The sequence below is a fragment of the Pseudidiomarina marina genome, from assembly GCF_044807045.1.
GTDB classification, from domain to species: Bacteria; Pseudomonadota; Gammaproteobacteria; order Enterobacterales; family Alteromonadaceae; genus Pseudidiomarina; species Pseudidiomarina marina.
Map to the genome: position 1 here is coordinate 1,493,764 of NZ_CP085233.1, position 21,874 is coordinate 1,515,637.

General features: G+C 47.9%; 17 protein-coding genes. 8 read left to right on the top strand and 9 right to left on the bottom strand.

Features of this window, described 5'->3' with window-relative positions; all coding sequences use genetic code 11:
• Positions 1 to 99: 99 nt before the first annotated feature.
• A complete protein-coding gene (gene rluF / locus LG272_RS07030) occupies positions 100 to 1,053 on the top strand; it encodes a 23S rRNA pseudouridine(2604) synthase RluF (protein WP_404407554.1) in 954 nt (317 codons plus the stop codon).
• Entirely contained in the window at positions 1,046 to 1,429 is a 384-nt protein-coding gene (locus LG272_RS07035; protein ID WP_126758636.1) for a YchJ family protein, read from the top strand. Before rluF ends, LG272_RS07035 begins: the two co-directional genes overlap by 8 nt.
• 22 nt (positions 1,430 to 1,451) lie before the next feature.
• On the opposite strand, the gene LG272_RS07040 is transcribed toward LG272_RS07035, so the two are convergent.
• On the bottom strand, positions 1,452 to 1,820 hold the full coding sequence (locus LG272_RS07040; protein ID WP_404407556.1) for a DUF4870 family protein: 369 nt from the start codon (positions 1,818 to 1,820) through the stop codon (positions 1,452 to 1,454).
• 93 nt (positions 1,821 to 1,913) lie between these two features.
• Positions 1,914 to 3,341 (bottom strand): YdiU family protein, encoded by a 1,428-nt coding sequence (locus tag LG272_RS07045; protein WP_404407558.1) that lies wholly within the window; start codon positions 3,339 to 3,341, stop codon positions 1,914 to 1,916.
• Positions 3,342 to 3,468: 127 nt separating this feature from the next.
• On the opposite strand from LG272_RS07045, the gene LG272_RS07050 reads away from it, so the two are divergent.
• Positions 3,469 to 3,900 (top strand): acyl-CoA thioesterase, encoded by a 432-nt coding sequence (locus LG272_RS07050; protein ID WP_404407560.1) that lies wholly within the window; start codon positions 3,469 to 3,471, stop codon positions 3,898 to 3,900.
• Here the strand turns inward: LG272_RS07050 and LG272_RS07055 are convergent.
• The 7 genes from LG272_RS07055 to LG272_RS07085 all read right to left on the bottom strand — a co-directional run bounded on the left by LG272_RS07055 (position 3,897) and on the right by LG272_RS07085 (position 15,394).
• Positions 3,897 to 5,315 carry a M20/M25/M40 family metallo-hydrolase gene (locus LG272_RS07055; protein ID WP_404407562.1) on the bottom strand — a complete coding sequence of 473 codons (1,419 nt, stop codon included), beginning with the start codon at positions 5,313 to 5,315 and terminating at the stop codon, positions 3,897 to 3,899. The genes LG272_RS07050 and LG272_RS07055 overlap by 4 nt on opposite strands.
• Positions 5,316 to 5,395: 80 nt before the next feature.
• Positions 5,396 to 7,765: a TonB-dependent receptor gene (locus LG272_RS07060; protein ID WP_404407563.1), complete on the bottom strand. Its 2,370-nt coding sequence runs from the start codon at positions 7,763 to 7,765 to the stop codon at positions 5,396 to 5,398.
• A 17-nt stretch (positions 7,766 to 7,782) separates the two neighbouring features.
• Complete coding sequence (locus tag LG272_RS07065) at positions 7,783 to 9,414, bottom strand: sulfotransferase (RefSeq protein ID WP_404407565.1); 1,632 nt, start codon at positions 9,412 to 9,414, stop codon at positions 7,783 to 7,785.
• A 10-nt stretch (positions 9,415 to 9,424) separates the two neighbouring features.
• On the bottom strand, positions 9,425 to 11,419 hold the full coding sequence (locus LG272_RS07070) for a prolyl oligopeptidase family serine peptidase (protein ID WP_404407567.1): 1,995 nt from the start codon (positions 11,417 to 11,419) through the stop codon (positions 9,425 to 9,427).
• The gene (locus LG272_RS07075; protein WP_404407569.1) at positions 11,416 to 13,980 is read right to left on the bottom strand and encodes a CehA/McbA family metallohydrolase; all 2,565 of its coding nucleotides are present in this window, start codon (positions 13,978 to 13,980) and stop codon (positions 11,416 to 11,418) included. The genes LG272_RS07070 and LG272_RS07075 overlap by 4 nt, the downstream gene beginning before the upstream one ends.
• On the bottom strand, positions 13,977 to 14,465 hold the full coding sequence (locus tag LG272_RS07080; RefSeq protein ID WP_404407571.1) for a GNAT family N-acetyltransferase: 489 nt from the start codon (positions 14,463 to 14,465) through the stop codon (positions 13,977 to 13,979). The genes LG272_RS07075 and LG272_RS07080 overlap by 4 nt, the downstream gene beginning before the upstream one ends.
• The gene (locus LG272_RS07085) at positions 14,462 to 15,394 is read right to left on the bottom strand and encodes a 3-keto-5-aminohexanoate cleavage protein (protein ID WP_404407573.1); all 933 of its coding nucleotides are present in this window, start codon (positions 15,392 to 15,394) and stop codon (positions 14,462 to 14,464) included. Before LG272_RS07085 ends, LG272_RS07080 begins: the two co-directional genes overlap by 4 nt.
• 94 nt (positions 15,395 to 15,488) lie before the next feature.
• Here LG272_RS07085 and LG272_RS07090 point away from each other — a divergent pair, with 94 nt between their 5' ends.
• From LG272_RS07090 to LG272_RS07110, 5 genes are all read left to right on the top strand, one after another.
• Entirely contained in the window at positions 15,489 to 16,481 is a 993-nt protein-coding gene (locus LG272_RS07090; protein WP_404407575.1) for a LysR family transcriptional regulator, read from the top strand.
• A 27-nt stretch (positions 16,482 to 16,508) separates the two neighbouring features.
• Positions 16,509 to 17,837: an aspartate aminotransferase family protein gene (locus LG272_RS07095; RefSeq protein WP_404407577.1), complete on the top strand. Its 1,329-nt coding sequence runs from the start codon at positions 16,509 to 16,511 to the stop codon at positions 17,835 to 17,837.
• A 12-nt stretch (positions 17,838 to 17,849) separates the two neighbouring features.
• On the top strand, positions 17,850 to 18,875 hold the full coding sequence (locus tag LG272_RS07100; protein WP_404407579.1) for a histone deacetylase family protein: 1,026 nt from the start codon (positions 17,850 to 17,852) through the stop codon (positions 18,873 to 18,875).
• Between the two features lie 20 nt (positions 18,876 to 18,895).
• The gene (gene nhaC, locus LG272_RS07105) at positions 18,896 to 20,365 is read left to right on the top strand and encodes a Na+/H+ antiporter NhaC (RefSeq protein WP_404407581.1); all 1,470 of its coding nucleotides are present in this window, start codon (positions 18,896 to 18,898) and stop codon (positions 20,363 to 20,365) included.
• 62 nt (positions 20,366 to 20,427) lie between these two features.
• Positions 20,428 to 21,858, top strand: coding sequence for an NAD-dependent succinate-semialdehyde dehydrogenase (locus LG272_RS07110; RefSeq protein WP_404407583.1), 1,431 nt, complete (start codon positions 20,428 to 20,430; stop codon positions 21,856 to 21,858).
• Positions 21,859 to 21,874 lie beyond the last annotated feature (16 nt).

A 21,874-nucleotide genomic window follows, 5' to 3' on the forward strand; every position in this document is an offset into this window, starting at 1 on the left:
TATCTGCTAGCAGACACACTCGTCTTTTGTTTCATGATTTTGCTGACAATCTGATAAACTGCGCGGGTGAATTCAGTCTATCAAGGTGATTTTAAAGCCATGCAGCCAAACCAACCTCAGCAACGCGAAGCCGTTCGCCTGAACAAATTCATTAGCGAAAGCGGCATGTGTTCGCGTCGTGAAGCGGATCGATTTATTGAGCAAGGGCAAGTTACTCTGAATGGCCGTAAAGCGGTGGTCGGCGATAAAGTTGGTGCTGGCGACGAAGTTCGAGTCAATGGCCGCTTAGTGGCGGCGCAGAACAAAGAAAAGTTTGTCTTTATTGCACTCAATAAGCCGGTTGGTGTGGTGAGTACAACCGATTCAGCCGAGCGTAACAACATTCAGAAGTTTGTTGGACATAAAGAACGGATCTTCCCGATTGGGCGCTTAGATAAAGATTCACAAGGCCTGATTTTTCTGACTAGCAACGGTGACTTGGTTAATAAGATCTTACGTGCTGGTAATAAACACGAAAAAGAATACGTGGTCACCGTTCATCGTCCTATTACACCTGATTTTATTCGTGGTATGGCAAGCGGTGTGCCAATTCTTGGCACCATGACGAAACGTTGTAAAGTTGAACAACTATCAACATTTGTCTTTCGTTTGACGCTAATTGAAGGCATGAACCGTCAGATTCGCCGCATGTGCGAGCACTTTGGCTATGAAGTTCGCAAGCTTGAACGTACGCGTATCATGAATATTCGTTTAGGAGCTTTGCAGGTTGGGCAATGGCGTAATTTAACCGAGCGCGAACTCGGTGAACTCATGGCATCCATTGAACATTCTAGCGGCTTAGCGCCTGAAGGGCATAAGAGTCGTCGGCCGAAACCACAGCGGCCGCCAGGTGCAGGGAGCGAGCAACGGCGCGACACACGCGGACAGCGCACTGGTGCCGGCACTCGTTCTGAATCGGCTGGTCGAGGTAAGAGGAGCGGCTCTAAACGTTCAGAGCAAAAACCATCGAATGGAAGTAGTACGCGCAGCAAGAAAGGGTGGCCCTATGAATAAACCACTCGGTAAAAAATGCCCATGCGGTGGCGGTAAATATGCTAAATGTTGCGAGCCGTTTCATTTAGGGAAAGCACTGCCACGTACGCCGGAAGAGCTAATGCGCTCGCGCTATAGTGCTTATGCTCGCGGGTTAGCTGATTATGTTGCCACAAGCTGGCATCCAAGCACCTTACCTAAGAATTTCTCGTTAGATGACAACCCGCAATGGTTGCAGCTACAGCTGATTGCCACCGGTACCCACGGCAATCGGGGCTACGTGCACTTCAAAGCTTATTTTCAAATCGACGACGACATTGGCGTGATGGAAGAGCAGTCACATTTTGTGCGTGAAGACGGGCGTTGGTATTACTTAGAGGGCGAAGTGCAGGATTGATCTGCACTTCGTTTTCAATGATTTAAAAGTACATTGGCCGGTTGCCATTCAACGCATTGATACCCTTAATTGCTCGATAGATGTACCAAACAGCCGCCACTAGTAATATTAATAATCCAATACCAACCATCGATAAAATGCCGCCGATAATTGTCCACAGTAAAATGAACCAAAAGGTACGAATCTGCCAGCGGAAGTGCGACTCTAAAAAGGTTCCGCGCACTTCGCTTAACTTCACATAGTTCATCACCACGCCAATAATCGCCGTAATTCCAAAAACTAATGACACCAACTGCAGAATATAAATAATCTGGGTGTATTGTTTATTGGCGGCCAATTGCTGCACGGCAATATTATTAACTGATGATGTTTCGTGATTGAAATCTGACATAGGTTAACGTCCTTTATCGTTGTTTTATTATCCTTGATAAGCATATTGAATTGTTCATGATTTTGCCAATTATGAAGCTAACAATTCGTTGAGTTAGGTACCGCAAAATGTTTGCGTGACCGCTTGTTCGGCTTGAGCTGGTTCAAACCAATCACTAAATTCTTCACGTTCGGTGAATGGCTCTGCAAGCATTCGTTGTAAGCGGTTAAAAATGGTTAAATCACCATCGTTTAAAGCCGCCTGAATGGCTTGTTCGATTAAGTGATTACGCGGAATATATGCTGGGTTCACTTGATGAAGTTGGCTGTTATCAGTCGCGTCTCGCCAGTCGTTGAACCAAAGCTGCCATGAATCGCTATTTTCGAATAGGCGTTGCGCGCGCTCTGGCGTTTGGTCACCTAAAAAGCGGAACGCTTGAGTGAAGTCGATTTGCTGCGCTTGCATGAGGTTTAAATAGCGCTCAAGAAGCGGCTTCGCGGCGTTAATGTCACTGACACCAATCTTGGCGCTCATTTCCTGCCAGTAACAGGCTTCATAGGTTTCTTGGAATTTTTCGATGATAGCTGTGGCTTGTGTTACCGCCGTGTCGGGGTCATCGTGAATTAACGGTAATAGTGTTTCGGCGAATCGTGCGATGTTCCAGAGCCCAATGGCGGGCTGATTTTGGTAGGCATAGCGGCCGCGCTTATCAATAAAACTGAATTTAGTGGCAGGCTCATACGCCTCCATGAACGCACACGGGCCGTAATCAATGGTTTCGCCGCTAAGCGTCATGTTGTCGGTGTTCATCACGCCATGAATGAAACCAAGGCTCATCCATTTGGCGATAAGTTTTGCTTGGTTATTTTGAACGCTTTCAAGTAGTGCGAGATAAGGCGTTTCGCTGTTGTTGAGTTCAGGATAATGACGGTCAATGACGTAATCGGCGAAGCGCTTGAGCAGGTTGTAATCTCGTAGCTGCAACACATACTGCGCGGTACCTACTCTTAGATGACTTTTGGCCACGCGCGTCAAAATAGCGCCAGGCTGCGCCGTTTCACGTTGTACCCATTCACCGGTGGCTACAGCTGCTAATGCGCGTGTGGTCGGCACGTTAAGCTTGTGCATGGCTTCACTGACTAAGTACTCCCGAATTACAGGCCCGATAGGCGAGCGACCGTCACCGCCGCGTGAATATGGCGTGCGGCCTGAACCTTTGAGCTGAATGTCGAAGCGCTGATTGTTCTTGTCGAGTACTTCTGTGAGTAGCAGTGCGCGGCCATCGCCAAGTTGTGGCACAAAATTGGCAAACTGATGCCCAGCGTACGCAAGAGCTGCCGGTGCTGCCCATTCAGGTGTTTGATTACCCGAAAATACCTGTAAACCTTCGTCTGTTGCCCATAGTTCTTGTGGAATCTGCAACTGCTCTGCCAAGTCATCGTTAAATGCTATCCACTGCGGCGCTCGCACCGGGGTTGCTTCGCATGGTGCGAATAACTGATCCGATAAATCTTGGTAGATGTGTTCTGGGCGAAACGGCATGTTTTCAACCTTGTTGTTGAGTCAATGCACCCAGTTTAACATGCGGCAGAGGTGGGGTGCAGTCCTTGGACTGCACCCCACTTTTTGCTATGTTAAGTGCTTCAAATTAAACCAGAAGGATAGGGCTGTGAAACCAAGTGAGTTGCCGTTTTGCGAAGTGATTCGGGTGCGGTTCAGTGATACCGACAGTCAAGGCCATTTGTATTTTGCGAATTACTTGGTTTATGCCGATGAGGCAGTGTGCCAATTTATGGAAGAGCTTGGATACAGTGCAATGAATCCGCAGCAAGCACCATGTTTAATTTATATGGTGAATATTCAGTGTGATTACTTGCGAGAATGTCAGGCGAATGAAGATGTGCACTGCCATGTTGGTTACAGTCGGCTAGGTTCAAGCAGTGCCGACGTCGTATTTGAATTAACAAATGCTCAGGGAGAAATGCTCGCCAAAGGTCAAATGACGCAAGTGTTTGTCAATAAAGAAACGCGCAAAGCAGCGGGAATACCATCTGATTTGCGCGCTGCAATCATCAATCAACAGCCAGAGCTTGCGGATTAATTAGCGGTATCGCTGGCTAATGTTTTTATCATGTTGTGCCACAGTGTCAGTGAGCGAGGCAGACTAAATTTAGTAACGCGCTCATTGAGACCGTGAGACATTTCATCTTCCGGGCGTAAGAAAATGCCGGTCATGGTGTAGCTTGGAATGCCTGCAGCACGGAAATGCAAAGCATCTGAAGCACCTGGCGCCATTTTAGGAACCACAGGAATAGCTGGATAATCAACCCGAATATTCTTCTCGATAGCTGCGAACACCTCTGGTAACAACGGCGAGGCATCGCTCGCAATTGGCTCACCTAAGGTTTTCCATTCAAGCGCGGGGTTGTCCATCACTCGCTGCAATCGCGCCAAAGTTTCTTCAACAGACACTCCGGGAAAAATGCGACAGTTAATGGTTGCCGTAGCTGATTGCGGCAACGCATTTTCAGCGTGGCCTGCGTCCAGCATTGTGGGCACACAGGTTGTTCCCGTGTTTCCTATCATGGTCGGTTCACTGCGTAACTTAGCCAATGCCTCTTTGTTTGTTGTGTCATCTGCAAATGTGAGCATGGCTGCTCCCAATTCGCCGCCCTCAAACTGCGCCGCCTGCTTAAAATAAGACAGAGTTAGCTCGTTATAACGAACCGGAAATTCGTATGCATCTAACTTTTGCAGCGCTTGGGCAAGGTCATAGATTGCATTATCTTGACGTGGAACAGAGCTGTGGCCGCCAGGATTGCGCGCGGTCACGGTAAATGTGGCATAGGTTTTCTCGGCGCTGTTCACAATGAATTGAGTGGCATTACCGTTATCGTCAAGCAGACCACCGCCACCGTCAATGACAAAGGCATATTCAGCATCAATTTCATCACGGTAATCACGGGTTAGCATCATTGTTGTTGCCATATCCGTTTCTTCATCGCCGGTAAAAGCTATAACCAGATCACGATTCGGTACAAAACCTTCTGATTTCAAACGCATAAATGTTGCAGTAATAACCGCGACATCAAACTTATTATCGCTCGTGCCGCGACCATAGTAGAAGGTGTCGTCTTCAATCAGGGTAAATGGGTCACGTTCCCAATCATCGGAATCAGCTGGAACCACGTCTAAGTGTGCGGAGAAAAGAATCGGTTTTTTACCACTACTACCGTCACCACGATAGCGAATGAGCATGGCTGCCGTATCTTTATACGGAATTATCTGGACATCTTTGTCAGAAAAGCCGGCACTAAGTAAATTTTCTTTGATTAATGCAGCATAGCGCGGCACTTCGCCTTTACCTGGTACGGTCTGCATTGGAATACTTTGCTTCAGCAAATCAAAAGCAGCGCGATGAAAAGGCACTTCCTCTTGTTCCAGAGTCGCGACCTGATCGGCTAACACCAATGGCGAGGCGAACATAAAAGGAATTAATAATTTCGCAAACTTCATAAGTAACCTCAATAAAAACAAGAAAGTGGATTGAGTGCATGACCACACTCAATCCACCCTAGGTGTACTCTCAATTTAACTTAGTAACGCCAGCCAAATCGAATACCCATCTTGCGTGGCGTTGTGGTGTATTCCGGATTATCGACACCATAACTCCATGGAATATGCACCTGAGCCCGTTCATCAGTAATATTATTGATAAAGAACTCCATATTCCAACCATCTTCATGCTCGAAACCAGCACTGAAGTTCAACAGGGTATAAGCATCTTGCTCGGTACGCCAGTCGGTTTCCAGTAGGTTCCAGCTTGCTCCCGTAAAGGATGCTGCAAGTTGCATGTAAGCAGGTAAACCCGCAACTTCCATGTGGTAACGTGCACTACCTGTTAGTTTCCACTCCGGAACTAATGGCATTTTCGTGCCTTTCGGGGCGCTGATAACGCCAGCCTCGCGGTCGTCGATGGTTTGATAATAATCTTCCTGCAAGGTCGCATCGTTATAACTACCTGAGAAATTCAACATCAAGTCAGGTGTTGCTGCAAACGCAGTATCAAACTCAAAACCTAAGGTTTCAGATTGACCAACATTGGTAATCAACGTAATCGGCGATACCTGATAGTCTAGGAACGCATATTGGAAATCATCCCAACGCATGAAGTAGGCGGCGCCATTGAATCGCAATCGATTATCCATCCACGATGTTTTCCAACCAAATTCATGATTGTAAACAAAGTCTTGCTTGTACGATGGCGCAACCGTTCCGGTTAATGCTCGGTTGGTACCACCCGGACGGAAACCTTTCGAGTAGGTGACGTAAACAAGGGCGTCGTCGGTAACTTCATAAGAGGCGTTCGCTTTCCAAGTGCTGCCACTCTCATCGGTTTCTTTGTCTAAATTTGGATAATCAAGACATGGTTGTGCCGCACAGTAATCAGAGCCATTGTTACCGTAGTAGCCAAGCAAGCTATTTTCTAGTTCATAGAAACGTAACCCGCCGGTAACAGTGAGCTTTTCGGTAATATCGTAGGAAACCTCACCGAATACTGCCATATCTTTGTCAGTACGTAACTGGTCGGTTACCCAAACCACAGGTTCACCAACTATCGGCGTATAGTCTTCGGTAGTTGGATATTCGGGAACAACCCAGCGCAAGTCAAAATCATGCTCTTGCTTCTGATAAAACACACCTGCTATCCAGCGAAAGCGCTCGTCTTGCGGCGATGAGAAACGAATTTCATGGCTTTGCTTCGAGAACGCTTCGTCGCTACTGATGTACTGGTTTGGATTGATACAGTTGTACATGTCATCGTAATACAAGCAGTAGTAACCGTATTCCGCGTACAGGTCTTCCATGTACTCGGCATATGCACTGTAGTCGGTTTCGTTGTAGTAATCACGGTCCATAATCGCACCGGCGTACACGACATCGAGATCACCAATTTTACCGTTTACGGTGAGGGTACCTTGGTACCATTCGTCATCAGTAAATTCATCGTTAAAGCTGCCGGTTTTCAAGTCACCTTGTTTATCCGGATTATGTGACCACACACCGGTTGAGTCTGAATTTTGAACGGTAATACCTGGGGTAACGCTCCAGTTTTCATTCAAATCAATTTTTAATAGGGCACGTAGGCCTTCGGTATTGATTTCGTTGAAGTCTTCTTCAACCAAATCAGCGTTATTGATGCGAATTCCCGAAGCGGCGAATAGTCGCTCCGAGTAAACGTTATCAATGTAGCCAGGCTCTTTGTCATACCAAGCAACAACACGCAGAGCTGCAGCGTCATTAATAGGTACGTTCACGAAACCTTCAAAGGTGTAGCCCGTGCCGCCTTCTTTGATGGTTTTGGCTTGTACATCAAAGCCCGCATCAAAATAAGTATTATCCGGCTGGTTGGTAATAATACGCATGGTACCGGCTTGGCTACTGGCGCCATAAAGTGTGCCTTGAGGACCAGCCAAAGTTTCGATACGAGCAACATCGTAAACGTGAACGTCAAGTACGTTATTGATGGTGGTAATTGGCTGTTCATCTAAGTACACCGCCACACTAGGTTGTGAACCGGAGTGGATACCGTCGCCGCCCGATGAAATGCCGCGCATGTAAATTTGGGCTAGACCAGGTGAGTACGAAAGGTAAGACACCGTCGGTAAGAAGTTTATATAGTCTTCAAACCCCTGAATATTTAGGTCTTCCAATGTTTCATTGGTAAGCGCATTAACGGAAAGCGGTACTTTCTGCATATTGCTCGATTGTTTGGTTGCAGTGACCGTAATTTGCTCAATTTGCCCTGAACGTTCTTCAACTTGTTGTTCTGCTTGGTCTTGCGTCGAGTCAACTTCTTGCCCGTAGGCAGGTAGCAAGTGACTTGCAAGCACAAATGAGACAGCAACATGTAGCGGGTGGCGTTTAAACCATCCGTTATTGTTCTGTTTCTTTTGGGTAGCCATAAGCATTCCTCTAGTTATTATTTATGGATTGGGTAACGGGCTAATACGTCATCGCCTAAAGCGTCGATGAGCGGCCCTAAGTGGGGGAGATAATCGCGGTAATACGTCATGCCGCTGGTAAAAATCGGTTGCCTAACTTGTTCGCTACTGGCAGTTTTTACTGCACGTTTATTCTTATAAAAGGCCAAACATTGCTCCTCGAATGGCAGACCGCAATAGTCTAATAATCGTCGAACCTCCATCTCGGTGTCGTTCACCATATTTTCGTACTGCACACGATAGACACGATTAGGCAGAACCGTGTCAAAGTGATCCATAAGTGCCACATAGTCGCGGTAATACCGGCCAATGTCGCTCAGGCTATAGCTGAAACGTTGACCGCGGGCGAAGTATTGGCGAAAGCCAGACAAGCAGCAGGCGACCGGGTGGCGTCGCGCATCAATAATTTTGGCGTTAGGTAACATGGCGTGAATCAGGCCAATGTGCTCAAAATTGTTGGGCATTTTGTCAATAAAGTAGGGCTTTCCAGAACGGTAACGTTGGGTTTGTTCAATATATTCTTGACCGAGTTTCTGTAATTCTTCGGCACTTAATTCGGTTAAGATTTCCGGATAGCGTGAAGGATCAGCAGGGCGCTTCTTGCCACCTAAGCGGCGAGCCATATTGATAATGTTCGGTAGTTCGTGAGTCCCTTCCACTTGGCTGTGACTCGCGAGAATTTGCTCTACGAGAGTTGAACCTGCGCGAGGCAAACCCACAATGAATATCGGTGCGTCATCATCATGGCCATCGCCTTGGCGCGTTTCAAAAAATTCAGCTGTAAACGTACGCATTGTTTCTTCGGTGCGTTGCTGATGCTCATCAGCACTGTACTGCACCAAGCGACGTCGCACTTCGTTACCCTCTGAATAATGTTTAAAGGCCTTATCAATCTCGCCGCGATCATCGAGTGCTTTACCCAACGCAAAGCTCAATTGAGCGGCATCCTCAGGCGTTAAGCGCGGTTGCTTGAGGGCTTGCTCTAACGCGTCAACTTCAGCATCCGTTAATGGTTTGGTTTTTAAATTCGCTAATGACCAGTAGGCCTCGCCAAGGGTCGGTGCAAGTTTTATGGCATGGCGATAAGCGGCAATCGCCTCGTCGGTGCGTCCTACAGTTTTTAACGCGTGACCATAGCTAAGGTAGAGTTTCGGTTGCGGTGAGTTATGTGCGACAAGTTGCTCGTATATACGGATAGCTTCAGGGTAGTGGTCAAGACGTACAAGGGTGGATGCTTTGAGCATTAAATAATTTGGTTTTTCGCCATCATGCTTGATTAGATGATTTATTTCTTTAATGGCTTTTTCGTATTGTGTCTGGCGACTCAGAGCGGTGGCATAGTTAAAACGCGCAAGATGATAATCGGGAGCTAGCTCTAATGCTCGCTCTAGCAAGTTTTGCGCATCGCCGAAGCGGCCTAATCGAATACCAATATCGGCAAGCAGACGAATAGCATTGACATCGGTGGGCTGATTCATCAACCACTGTCGGCAGAGCTTTTCAGCCACAGCCAGCTTACCGTCATAAAACGCTTCAAGCGCTTCTCTTATTGGCGTTGGTATATTTGGCATAGCCGCTTTAGTTCCGGTTGTTGCGGTTGCAGTCGACATAACATACTCCTTATTGCCCTGATTGGTTGTTCAGCAGATAGTTGCTGTACCAATCCAAATTGCGTTGCATACGGTCGGTCAGGTAGCTCGGTACACTGATACCGTGATTTTGGCCAGGATAAATGATGAGTTGCGTCGGCGTACCGACAGACTTCAGCGCTTGATACATTTGCATCGAGCCGCCACAAATAACGTTCAGATCGTCCTCAGAACACTGGTAGAGCGTTGGTGTCTTGATTTTGTTGGCGTTCAAGAACGGGTAGCTGGCGCGCACATAGTTCTCGAAATTATCCCACGGCGTACCGAGCTCAATTTCATAATCAATCGGGTATTGATCCACACCATAGTTACCGAGAGTGTTCGCAGTGCCAGCACCGCTCACCGCAGCCTTAAATACGTTGGTTTGGGCAATAGTCCAGTTGGTCAAAATGCCGCCGTAGCTCCACCCGCCAAGACCAAGGTGGTTTGCATCGATAATTTTTTCTTGCGAAAGGTGACGAATGCCAGCAAGTAAGTCTTGAACATCAACGCTACCCCAATCGGCATAGATATGTTTGGCGAAATCGAAGCCTTTACCTGATGAACCGCGCGGATTAATCCCTACCACAGCAAAACCGTTTGCTGCGTAAATTTGCCAATCAATCATGAATTCGTGGCTAAACTGGTAAACTGGGCCACCGTGAACACGGAATATCGTCGGCAACGGTTTATCGCCTTGGTAATCGGCCGGTAGTACTAAAAATCCATCAATCGTATGACCGTCACTGTCATAACTAAATGTGGTGGTTTTGGCTAATTGACGGTTATCAACCCAGCTATTGAAGTTGGTTAGCGGCTTATCCTGCGTTACCGAATAAAGCTCGAATGGCTGGTTGTCGGTACCGCGCTGTACCACAATCTGGCTGCCATCAGCGCTCAGCGCATAGTCCATTAAAAAGTGCTTGCCATGCGTTAATTGATTCACCTCACCAGAAGCGATGTCGACTTGAATTAATGGGGTGACATGCTTTTCTTCAAGCAATGCGTAGACTGATTTGCCATCAGGCGCAAAGCGGGGGAGATAAATATTACGATCAAGATGCGCCAACTTTCGTGTTTTACCGCTGTTTAAGTCGGCGAGCATCATCTGCCACGGGTGATAATACATCCATTTTTGCTCACCACCTTGCAGCCATACGAGTTGCTGACTGTCAGGTGACCATGCCGGTGGAGAAATCCAGTATGGGTCGCCATCTGAGCCGCTAAAGGTACTAACTTGCTTTTCCGTGCGCTCCCCTTCAAGAGAACGAACAAATACGTCGTAGTTGATCGAGCGATGCGTGTCTAAATCGCGACGAGAAAAATAGGCGATGGACTTGCCATTCGGTGCCCACGACGGCAACCAGTGATCGTAGTCACCCTCGGTTACTTGTGTCAGCTTTTGGCTGGCAATGTCATAGACAAATAGATGAGTGCGCTGACTGGTTAAATAACCAACACCGTCTTCGAGGTACTTAAAGCGGTTTACGACAACTGGCGCAGGGGTGCCAGCTTCGTTTGGCTTAGGTGCACCCACCGTCATAGTTAATAGCAATTGTTTGCCATCAGGTGACCATAGATAGCCGTCTACACTATGTTCAAGCTTCGTCAGTTGCTTGGTTGTGTTGTCCTCTAAGTTATAAGCGAAGACTTGCGTTAGGTCGTTTTCGTCTGTCGCCAGCCACGTCAGGTGACGTTGATCAGGGCTAAAGGCGGGAGACCATTCATCGTGCTCTGGCGTATTGGATAGATTACGCTGTTGTGAACCGTCACTGTTGGCTAGCCAGACATCGGAAGTAAACGCATCCGTTGGCTTATGTTCAGAGCTCACGGTGAAACTAAGCAATTCGCCGTCGGCAGAAAGCGAGGGCGCTGCAACATCAATCACAGCATTAGTGTCGGCAACCGTAAACGGTATTTTCTCTGCCTGTGCAGTGGCTAAAAAGGTTAGCGGTAAGCTCAGAGCAATAACTTGCGTTAGCTTCATTTTAGATGTCCCTCATAAACTTTGCGAGCGCGCGCAATGTCGCGCAGAATGGTTTCGCGCTCCCATTCCTGATTAAAATCTTTATTTGTTTCAACGTGTTGCTTCATGTTGTCGAGCCACGCAATAAAATAGGTGGCTTCTTCGCTGGCATCATAAGAACGTTCTTCGACATTTAGCCAAACCGGATTAGTCGTTGCATAAGTGGACGTATCTTGAACCTCGCGATTTGGAGCCTTGCGGTAGGCGCGAGCAAGAATCCAACCGGATGTTTCTGGCGTAAATTGGATGCGGTGGTCAGCGTGCTTACCGTTCTCGTCAATTGAAAGCGTTTCGACAACTTTGCCGTTGTGAATAATTTCGAGGCGCTCAACTTTGGTTAATGAGCGCAGGGAAACATCTAAATTAATGGCCTCATTTGCTTTGAGAGTGAGCGTTGAGCCTGGCGCTTGCTCATTGGCAAGAAAACCCAACAATGGACCATTGGTAACGAAGCCTTCGCCGTTATGAATAGCACGTTTAACTGTGGCTGGATTGCTCGGATCAACATCAGGTAAATAGCTTCGGTTTAGCCCAATAGGGCCGCGAACCGATGCATAATTACCCATAAAATCAGTGCCGCCGGCGCCAGTTAATTTGAAACCGAGGTTGAGCAAGCGGTACCAAATTTCATTGGTTATAAAGTGATCTGCAAATGAAACCACTTCAAAGTAATCGACTTTACCAAGCGCAACATCAAGCGGCAGACCGTGAGTTGTGATTTCTTTCGATGGGTCAGGAATCCAATCAAAGGGGTGTACGTAGCCGGTTAACGCGCTTTGTTGGTGTGCTAAATCAAGTATTTGTGTGTTGGCGGGGTAAGGCGAGGCAAGTCCCGTGTGCCAATAGGTTGAAAAGTCAGGCAGCAGATAGTGTGAATCAAGATGCACTAAGCCGAGGTGACCCCAATAGCTGGTGTGAAATTCCTGCGCCTGATACACAGAAACGCCATCACGATGATCCGGTTCAACTTTGAATTGACTGATATCTGGAATTCGTTCTTCTTTGTTGACTATCGTGTTGTAAACCAAATCGAGATCTTCAGCCAACGCGCCATCAATCAAGCTATCAACAGTTTGTAAATATTGTCCGCCGTAGTTCATGTGAACGTGAAAATCGGCACTAATGAACTTGCCAAACCGTTCCGGCAAACTGCTCTGTTTTAATGTCATAACGACTTCGTTGGTGTTTGAAAAAACTTGATTCGCTGATTTGTGCTCGAAACCATGCATTGCGAAAACTTCAAATTCACCAGCTGGAACATTGAGCGCACACTGTTGATGACAATGAAAATAATGGGTTTCGTGATCACCATGAACCGTATCAACATAATCATCCGCATGAATCCAAGCGTTATTCGGTGCATAGTGTCGGCCATCAGAGCCAAGCAGACTAATTCTGCCACTCAGTGGATTGCCGTTTTCGTCTTGTAGTTTCACGGTAACGCGTTGCATAGCCCGTTTATATTCGCGTTTTGCGGCTTCAATGATTTTGGTTTTGCCACCTACGAATTCATGTAACACCAACTGCGGACTGCCATTTTTATTCGAAATATAAGCTAGATGTTGATCATCGGTACTCCAGCGCGGGGCACGAATGTCGTATTCGCCAAAGGTAATGGGGAAGGGATAATCGCCATTGCGACTCGTAATCCAGAGTTGTTGGAATTGACGCCCCCGATAGCTTGCATACAACAAGCGCTTACCATCACTAGCAAGCTGAGGTGTTGCGGACCACGTTGTCTCTTCATCAATAAGCAGCTTTGCTTGCTCTGGATTATCGATAGGAACTTCCCAAATACCGCCAGATCCCCAAGCCGTATCTTTGTTGGTTACCAATAACAGCGACTTGCCGTCTGGTGTCCAAGAAGGATTCACCGCATGATCGGCTTGCGAATAGTAATAACGGTACTTCTCGGTAACATGCCCAGACATGACTGCGGTTTCATTTGTTAACGCTAGCGAGCCGTCGTTCTCTTTTATATCCGCAACAAAAACGCCCAAATGGCCCTGATCGTTGGTTCTGACATAGGCGATGCGTTGACCGTTCGGGCTAAAGCGGGGTTCAAAGTAGCTGTATTTAGCTTCACCTAGCGTGTGCTCTGTTTGCGTCGCTTGCGCATACGCCATTAGCTCAGTGCGGTTTTGCTGTTGGCGCACAAAAACGACGTGATTATTATCACTGCGCACATCCGGCTGAAAGTCATAGCCGTTTTGAGCGGTTAGCTCGATGGCGGTGTCGCTGTCGAGCGCCTGACGCCACAATGAACCAGCCATGCTATAAATGATTGCTTTGCCATCGGGAGTGAAGCTAAGGCCGCTTGGCCCATTGGTTAGCTGTGGCGCATACATTTCGCGCCAATAGTAGGTGTGAGGGTGTTTTACTTGCTCTAGAACTGGCACTCGAGCAGGCTGCTCGTTAGTTGAATTACTGGCTTGCGCTGTTGTGATAGCCTCAGGTGAGCAGCCAAGAATGCCGAGAATTGCAATGCTGCACGCGCTTAATTGGAGCGATAATAGCTTCATACATCCGCCTCCAACAACGTCATAAAAGAAGAGCCTGTCAGTTGCGTAATACAGTATTGCGGCTGTTCTTTAAAACCGACCCGCTCATAAAATTTTCGGCCTAATGGGTTATCGAAATCTACCGCTAAACGAAGGTGCTTCGCGTGCCACTGTTGCCCAGTTTTTGCCGCGGCTTTTAATAACCTTACGCCTAAGCCTGAACCGCGCTGATTCTTATCCACGTAGAGATCTTGAATATAAACACCAGCTTCGCCGCGCCAAGTTGAATATTCTGCAAAGAAGAACACCATACCGACGGCTTGATCCGTTGTTTCATCAATAGCAATGTGGGCATGAAAACCAGGTACTTTGGTAAGCGCAATGGCAGCTAAGTTTTCAGCTTTGCTGGTTAAGTCGTCGGCTTGTCCGAGACCGCTGGCTAGTTCTTTTAGCAAGCGTTGTAATTCGTTAGCATCATTAGCTGTTGCAGGGCGAATCGTTATCATAATGCGTTTACCTTTTCGGCACCTTTGAGTTGTAGCATCTCTCGTGCATCATCTGGTGAGGCCACCTGATGACCCAGTGCTTCAATAATGTTGCGAATAATGGCAACTTGTTCGGCATTGGTTTTGGCGAATTCACCACTAGGTAACGTCAAGCTATCTTCTAATCCGACGCGAACATGTCCACCGAGAACAATGCCCATGGTGGCTAATTCCATTTGGTGTTTGCCGGCTGCAAGAACTGAGAAGTGGTATTGATCGCCAAGTAATCTGTCGGCTGCTGATTTCATTGCCATTAAGTTTTCAGGCGTTGCTCCAGCGCCGCCCATAACACCTAAAACAAACTGCACATAAAGAGGACCAGTTAAAAAACCCTTACGTACAAAATAAGCCAGCGTTTCAATGTGGCTGAGGTCGTAACATTCAAATTCAAATTTCGCACCTAAATCATGGCCGAGGTGACAAATGGTGTTTTCAATGTCGGCATAGGTATTGGCAAAAATTCGCTCTTTAGTCGCCTCAAGTAGTTGTGGTTCCCATTCATGTTTCCAGTTGGAATATCGACGCTTCAAAGTAAAAATACCGAAGTTCATAGAACCCATGTTCAATGAACACATTTCGGGTGCCATTGCTGTAGCAGGGCGAAGGCGCTCCTCTAAACTCATCAGCGAACTACCACCGGTCGAAATATTCAACACAGCACGACTATTGGCTGCAATTTCAGGAATAAATCCACGGAAGTGCTCAACTTCTGCACTTGGTTGTCCGGTTTCCGGCACGCGAGCGTGTAAATGAATAATCGAGGCACCAGCTTCCGCTGCACCTATCGCCTGTTCAGCAATTTCCTTGCCGGTTACCGGCAGGTACGGAGACATTGTCGGCGTGTAGATTGAACCTGTGATGGCACTGGTTATGATGACTTTTCTACTCACTCGAACCTCTCATTAAAAAGTTGTTTATTTTTACTTGGTCATGTGATTAATTAATAAAATGATACACAAGTCAACCATAGTTTTGAGTAATGATATGACTGATGTGAAAGATGATAGCCCATTGTCGAGTAAGCCATTGCAGGGTTTCAGTTGGTCCGTGGACTGGAATTTGTTGCGTACATTTATGGTTATCGCAGAGTGCAACGGTATTACGCGCGCCGCAGAACAGCTGGGCTTAAAGCAGCCATCGGTAAGTAGTGCACTGCGTCGATTAGAAGAAGGCTTGCAGGTTCAACTTGCTGAGCGTGACCCGCGCAACTTTGTGTTAACAGCTGCCGGTGAAGCGCTTTATGCCGAATGCAAACAAATTTTTGGTTCGGTATCTCGTTTACCTGACTTGTTTTCAAGTTTAAGTGACGAAGTAACTGGCGAAATCCGTGTGTGTTTGGCGAGCCATGTCATCACCCCTTTGTTGGATGAAACACTTGCTGAATTTCATCAGTTGTACCCACAAACTCGTTTTTCAGTAACCGTACGCAGTAGTAGCCAAGTAGTTGCAGCGGTAAGCGATAAATCAGCAAGTTTCGGCGTTTGTTTAGCGCATGACTACGGTAATGAAGTGGAAGGCACGTTGTTTTACCGAGAACATTTTGGGTTCTTCTGCGGACCGCTACATCCTTTATTTGGCCGTTCCAACCTTCAACTGAGTGATCTTCGCGACTATGAAAGAGTGAGTTTCTACACCGATTCGGCAAACGGTTACCTGCGTTCGGTCGCATTATTGCGTCAGCAAGCCAATTTATCGGAGCAATTAGCGGGTGTTTCTGACCATTTGGAAGAAGTTCGCCGCATGATTGTAGCTGGCGTTGGTTATGGGCCACTGCCCATTCACGTGGTTGAGACAGATATTAAGACTGGGCGCTTATGGCAATTGCCGCCCTATACCGATACGCCAAGCATCGATATCCACTTGGTACGAAATCCTGATGCAAAACTGAATCGCGCTGAGGCTAAATTCCTCGAATTACTTCAGTTACGAATCAAACAAACACCACTGAACGAGCGCACATACGGCGCTTCATATTAACGCCTGTTATTATTAGGAATTTATTGCATGGCTGAATCACATTTATTCTATCAATCACGCTCACGTCGGCCGCTTTTAGATCGCGCGGAAGGTGTTTATATCTGGGATGTTTCGGGTAAGCGTTATCTTGATGGTTCAAGCGGCGCCATGGTCTCCAATATTGGTCACAGTAATCCCCGAGTTCTGGCCGCCATGCAGGCGCAGATGGCGAAATCAACGTTCGGCTATCGCATGCATTTCGAAAACGAGCCCGCCGAAGCGTTAGCCGCCAAAGTTGCCAGTTTAAGCCCTGTTGGTCATGACAAAGTATTCTTCGTTTCTGGTGGTTCTGAGGCAGTTGAGAGCGCCGTGAAGTTAGCGCGTCAATACGCTGTAGCAAAAGGTGAACCACAGCGCTGGAAAGTTATTTCACGTTCACCGTCGTATCATGGATCGACCATGGGAGCGTTGTCATTAACCAGTTACGGTCCGTTGAATGACCCGTTTATTCCGTTAACAACGGCGATGCCCAAAATACCCGCCCCGCAATGTTACCTAGACCGCGATGACTTGACTCACGAAGAACGCGGTCTTCGTTATGCCGAAATGTTACGGGCAAAAATCGAAGAAGAGGGTGCGGAATCGGTTCTTGCGTTCGTTATGGAACCAATCGGTGGGGCATCAACCGGTGCCTTAGTTGCGCCTGATTCGTATTACCGTCGCATTGCGGAAATCTGTCAGCAATACGGCGTTTTATTAATTTACGATGAAGTGATGACTGGTGTTGGCCGCACTGGAACTTTTTTAGCAGCTGAGCACTGGGATATTAACCCAGATATTGTTGCGCTAGCGAAAGGTTTTGGTGCTGGGTATGTGCCGTTAGGCGCAGTTACTGCGAAGAATCATATCGTTGAAGCAGTGCTCAGTGATGGCGGCTTCCAACACGGTTATACCTATGCGGGTAATCCCATTGCCTGCGCCACGGGCTTAGCCGTTTTAGAAGAAATTGAGCGTCAGAACTTAATGCAGAACGTCACTGTAATGGGCGCCAAGCTTAAGCAGGGCTTACAACAATTGCAGCAAACTTTCCCTGTCATTGGTGATGTACGCGGTAAAGGCTTGCTGACCGCCATTGAGCTGGTGGCTGACCCGGTGACAATGACGCCACTGCCGGCGTCGCGAAATGCCTTTTTACAACTGACTGAGCTTGCTTACGAGCAAGGCTTGGTTATCTACCCACGCCGCACGCGCGGCGGCTACGAGGGCGATCATGTACTGATTTGTCCGCCGTTCATTGTTGATGATAACCACATTGACGAAATTCTCGAGAAACTCACCGTAAGCATGAAGCAATTTATGCGTGAGCTAAGACTATAGAAAGGAATTGTTGTGAAAGCGTTCTTACATAATGACCAGAAGTGCCATTATCCCAAACATTATTTGGTGAATGGTGTATTTGTCGATAATCCGGAACATCCAGCACGTATTGACCACTTGAAAGATGGGGCGCTTGCTGCCGGTTGCGAATTTCAGCAACCTGTTGATGTTGGTTTAGGACCGATTGCTGCGGTGCATACGCCGGAATATCTCCATTTTTTACAGCATGCACATCGTCGTTGGAGCTACATTGAGGGCGCGTCAGATGCTGTTGTGGCGGATATTCGTCCGGTTGCGCGCGATGGTTCGTATCCTGCATCAGTAGTCGCGCAAGCGGGATATCATATGTCTGATGCGGCAGCACCGATTGGCGCAGACACTTGGAATAGCGCTTGTTGGAGTGCTTGGACGGCTGTGGCTGCAGCGCAGGCGGTCTTGCACGGTGAAAACCACGCTTATGCGTTATGTCGTCCACCGGGTCATCATGCCAGCGCGGAAGTAGCCGGCGGTTTTTGTTACTTCAACAACAGCGCCATTGCCGCCGTTCAGTTGCAGCAAAAATATCCACGTGTTGCGATTTTGGATGTGGACTTGCACCACGGCAACGGCACTCAGCAAATCTTTTATAAACGTGACGATGTGTTCACCGTATCGATTCATGCTGACCCGGTACGTTTTTACCCGTTTTTTTGGGGGCATGCCGACGAGCGTGGCGAGGGGCGAGGACTCGGTTATAACCTGAACCTGCCATTACCGCGCCAATCCGATGACAAAGCATTTTTAAAGGCGTTGAACACCGCATTGGCTCGCATTGAAGCCTTTGCTCCCGATGCGTTGGTGGTGGCGTTGGGAATTGATGCGTCAATTGATGACCCAATTGGTGGGTTGGCGGTATCAACTGACGGTTTCCATCACATTGGTCAAGCGATTAAAAGTTCGTTTGGTGGCCCAACAGTGATTGTACAGGAGGGCGGCTACATCAGCTCTTCTTTAGGTGCGAACCTGACAGCATTCTTACGTGCATACACACAAAAATAATTATAAAAAAGGAGATGCCCGTGTCAGATAACACAGAACAACAAGCACGAGAGCCATCACTACTTGTTGCAGCATTACCCATTCTATTCCTGATCTTATTGCTCGGCTTAGCGGTTGTGCTGTTTGGCGACAACGCTTCTAGCGGGCCTAGTCAACTCGCCTTGATCTTTGCTGCGGTATTTACTGCAGCCATTGGCTTGCTACTTGGGCAGAGCTACGATGAATTAGAACAGGCAATGATTCGCAGTATCTCGCTGACGTTTAAAGCATGCTTAATCTTGCTAATGGTCGGTTCAATGATCGGCGCCTGGATGCTGGCGGGCACTGCGCCAGCAATTATTTCGTTTGGCCTTGGCATATTAGACCCAAGCTGGTTTTATCCCGCCTGTTTTATTATTTGCGCGTTAGTTTCTGTCTCTATAGGAAGCTCTTGGACAACAGCCGCAACTGTTGGTTTGGCGCTTATCAGTATCGCTCAAATATTAGGCTTGCAACCTGAAATTGCGGCTGGAGCAATTATTTCAGGTGCCTATTTTGGTGACAAAATGTCGCCACTTTCAGATTCAACAAACCTAGCACCAGCCATGGTGGGGGCGGATTTGTTTAGTCATATTCGGAATATGCTCTGGACCACGATCCCGGCGGCAGTCATTTCCGTCATTTTGTTTAGTTTTATTGGTAGCGATGTTACGGATGCTGCGGGTACGTTACGTGAAATTAAACAAACGCAGGCGTTATTAGGCTCGCAGTTTTATTTGGGCTTTTTCGCCTTTGTTCCATTGATTCTGTTGCTCGTTCTGGCTTGGAGTAAAGTCCCAGCGTTACCAACTATTGTTGCCGGCACCGTTGCGGGCTGCATTATCGCGGTGGTGTTTCAATCAGACGTCGTGTTGCAATTCGCCGATCCCGCAGGTGAGATGGCGGCAGGCATGGCCTACTTTAAAGGCATTTGGGCAGTCATGACCTCCGGTTTTGTCGCGTCGGTCGGCAATGAAACATTAGATTCGCTGTTATCGCGTGGCGGTATGGAAGACATGCTCACTACGGTGTGGCTGATTATTTCTGCGATGTGCTTCGGCGGCATGATGGAAAAAACCGGCCTTTTACAGCGATTAGTAAAAGCAGCATTGAGCAGCGTAAAAGGTACCGGTTCGTTGATCCTTGTAACGGTTTTAACCTCCATCGGCTTAAACGTGGTTGCAGCCGACCAGTACATCGCCATTGTATTACCTGGGCGGATGTATCAATTGGAATTTGAACGTCGTGGCTTAGCACCTGAGAGCTTGTCTCGTACCCTAGAAGATGCGGGCACCATGACATCACCGCTTGTGCCTTGGAACACCTGTGGTGCGTTCATGGCAGCCAGCCTCGGCGTTGCAACCTTTGATTATGCGCCATGGGCATTCTTATGTTTGCTGACGCCTGTGATTGCCGTGGCGTATGGCTTCTTTAATGTTCGGATTATGCGCGTGAGCCCCGCCACCGCTTAAAAAGAGGAGGGGTGCAGTCCAAGGACTGCACCCCTCCTTCCACGCCACTTCAGGAGTATTCGATGAGTGCAGATTTTATAGTTGAAGCGCTTGAACTAGGGCTACTTGAGTCCAGTTGGTTTGATGGCAAAACGGCTGGTGATGGACGCTTCGCGGTGAATAATCCGGCGAGCCAAAAAGACGTTGCTTGGTTGCCAGAGCAATCGACCGAAGAAGCCGAGCGATGCGTTATCGCTGCTGCAGGTGCATTTGAAACTTGGGCAGAGGTGCCGGCGCGGCAGCGCTCAACACTATTGCGGCGCTGGGGCGATGCGTTGTTAGAACATCGCGAGCTGCTGGGGCAAATCTTGAGTCTTGAACAAGGCAAACCGCTGAGTGAAGCGATAGGTGAAATCGACTACAGCGCAAGCTACTTGCATTGGTTTGCTGAGGAAGCACCGCGCGCATACGGCGATACGATTCCAGCTCCAGATTCGAGCAAGCAGATTATGGTGATAAAGCAGCCGGTGGGAGTGGTTGGCGTGATTACGCCTTGGAACTTCCCGATGGCCATGCTGGCTCGTAAAGCTGCGGCGGCGTTAGCGGCTGGTTGTACCGTTGTTGCCAAGCCTGCGCACGAGACGCCGCTGTCAGCTTTTGCGTTAAGAGCGTTGGCTTTGGTTAGTGGCTTGCCCGCCGGCGCATTTGAACTTGTTGTTGGTACTGATTCCGCCGCTATCGGTAAAGTTTTAACGCAACATCCAGCTATTGCCAAATTTAGCTTCACTGGGTCAACACGGGTCGGTCGATTACTTGCCCAGCAATGTGCAAGTACCGTCAAACGCGTTTCTTTGGAGCTCGGCGGAAATGCACCCTTTATTGTGTTCGATGATGCCGACCTTGAAGCCGCTGTAGAAGGATTTATGTTGGCGAAGTTCCGAAATACTGGGCAAACCTGTGTCTGCGCCAATCGATTACTGGTTGATGAATCGGTAGCGGATAAGTTTATCTCATTACTTCAGGCAAAATTATCGCAACTCGAAGTAGGGCCGTTGATTCATCCCAAAGCGGCGGAAAACTTACAACAGCTTGTAATGCGAGCAGTAGCTGATGGCGCACGAATTTGTACAGAAACAAAAGCGGTATCAGGCGCTTGGTTTGCACCCGTTGTTGTTGATAACGTCGCGAACGACTCTGAATTAGCACAAAGTGAATTGTTTGGCCCAGTTGTAAGTATTGTGCGCTTTGCAGACGAAGCTGAAGCCTTATATATGGCGAATGATACGGAATATGGTCTTGCTGCTTATGTTTATACCCGCGACGTTGGACGCTGCATGCGTATGGGTCGGAAATTACAATTTGGCATGGTTGGCATCAACGACGCCGCCATTTCAAACGCTGCGGCACCATTTGGTGGCATGAAACAAAGTGGATACGGTCGTGAAGGCTCAAAATACGGGCTTGATGACTACCTTGAAACAAAATATCTAAGCTTCGGTGGCTTGGCACAGTAATATCTGCAGGAGAAAC

What these genes read in the sequence shown, in the direction of transcription:
- LG272_RS07095 (WP_404407577.1), top strand. Translation starts at nt 16,509, where the DNA reads ATGGCTGAATCACATTTATTCTATCAATCACGCTCACGTCGGCCGCTT.
- LG272_RS07040 (WP_404407556.1), bottom strand. Translation starts at nt 1,820, where the DNA reads ATGTCAGATTTCAATCACGAAACATCATCAGTTAATAATATTGCCGTG.
- LG272_RS07035 (WP_126758636.1), top strand. Translation starts at nt 1,046, where the DNA reads ATGAATAAACCACTCGGTAAAAAATGCCCATGCGGTGGCGGTAAATAT.
- LG272_RS07055 (WP_404407562.1), bottom strand. Translation starts at nt 5,315, where the DNA reads ATGAAGTTTGCGAAATTATTAATTCCTTTTATGTTCGCCTCGCCATTG.
- LG272_RS07090 (WP_404407575.1), top strand. Translation starts at nt 15,489, where the DNA reads ATGACTGATGTGAAAGATGATAGCCCATTGTCGAGTAAGCCATTGCAG.
- LG272_RS07075 (WP_404407569.1), bottom strand. Translation starts at nt 13,980, where the DNA reads ATGAAGCTATTATCGCTCCAATTAAGCGCGTGCAGCATTGCAATTCTC.
- LG272_RS07065 (WP_404407565.1), bottom strand. Translation starts at nt 9,414, where the DNA reads ATGTCGACTGCAACCGCAACAACCGGAACTAAAGCGGCTATGCCAAAT.
- LG272_RS07070 (WP_404407567.1), bottom strand. Translation starts at nt 11,419, where the DNA reads ATGAAGCTAACGCAAGTTATTGCTCTGAGCTTACCGCTAACCTTTTTA.
- LG272_RS07110 (WP_404407583.1), top strand. Translation starts at nt 20,428, where the DNA reads ATGAGTGCAGATTTTATAGTTGAAGCGCTTGAACTAGGGCTACTTGAG.
- LG272_RS07045 (WP_404407558.1), bottom strand. Translation starts at nt 3,341, where the DNA reads ATGCCGTTTCGCCCAGAACACATCTACCAAGATTTATCGGATCAGTTA.
- rluF (WP_404407554.1), top strand. Translation starts at nt 100, where the DNA reads ATGCAGCCAAACCAACCTCAGCAACGCGAAGCCGTTCGCCTGAACAAA.
- LG272_RS07080 (WP_404407571.1), bottom strand. Translation starts at nt 14,465, where the DNA reads ATGATAACGATTCGCCCTGCAACAGCTAATGATGCTAACGAATTACAA.
- LG272_RS07060 (WP_404407563.1), bottom strand. Translation starts at nt 7,765, where the DNA reads ATGGCTACCCAAAAGAAACAGAACAATAACGGATGGTTTAAACGCCAC.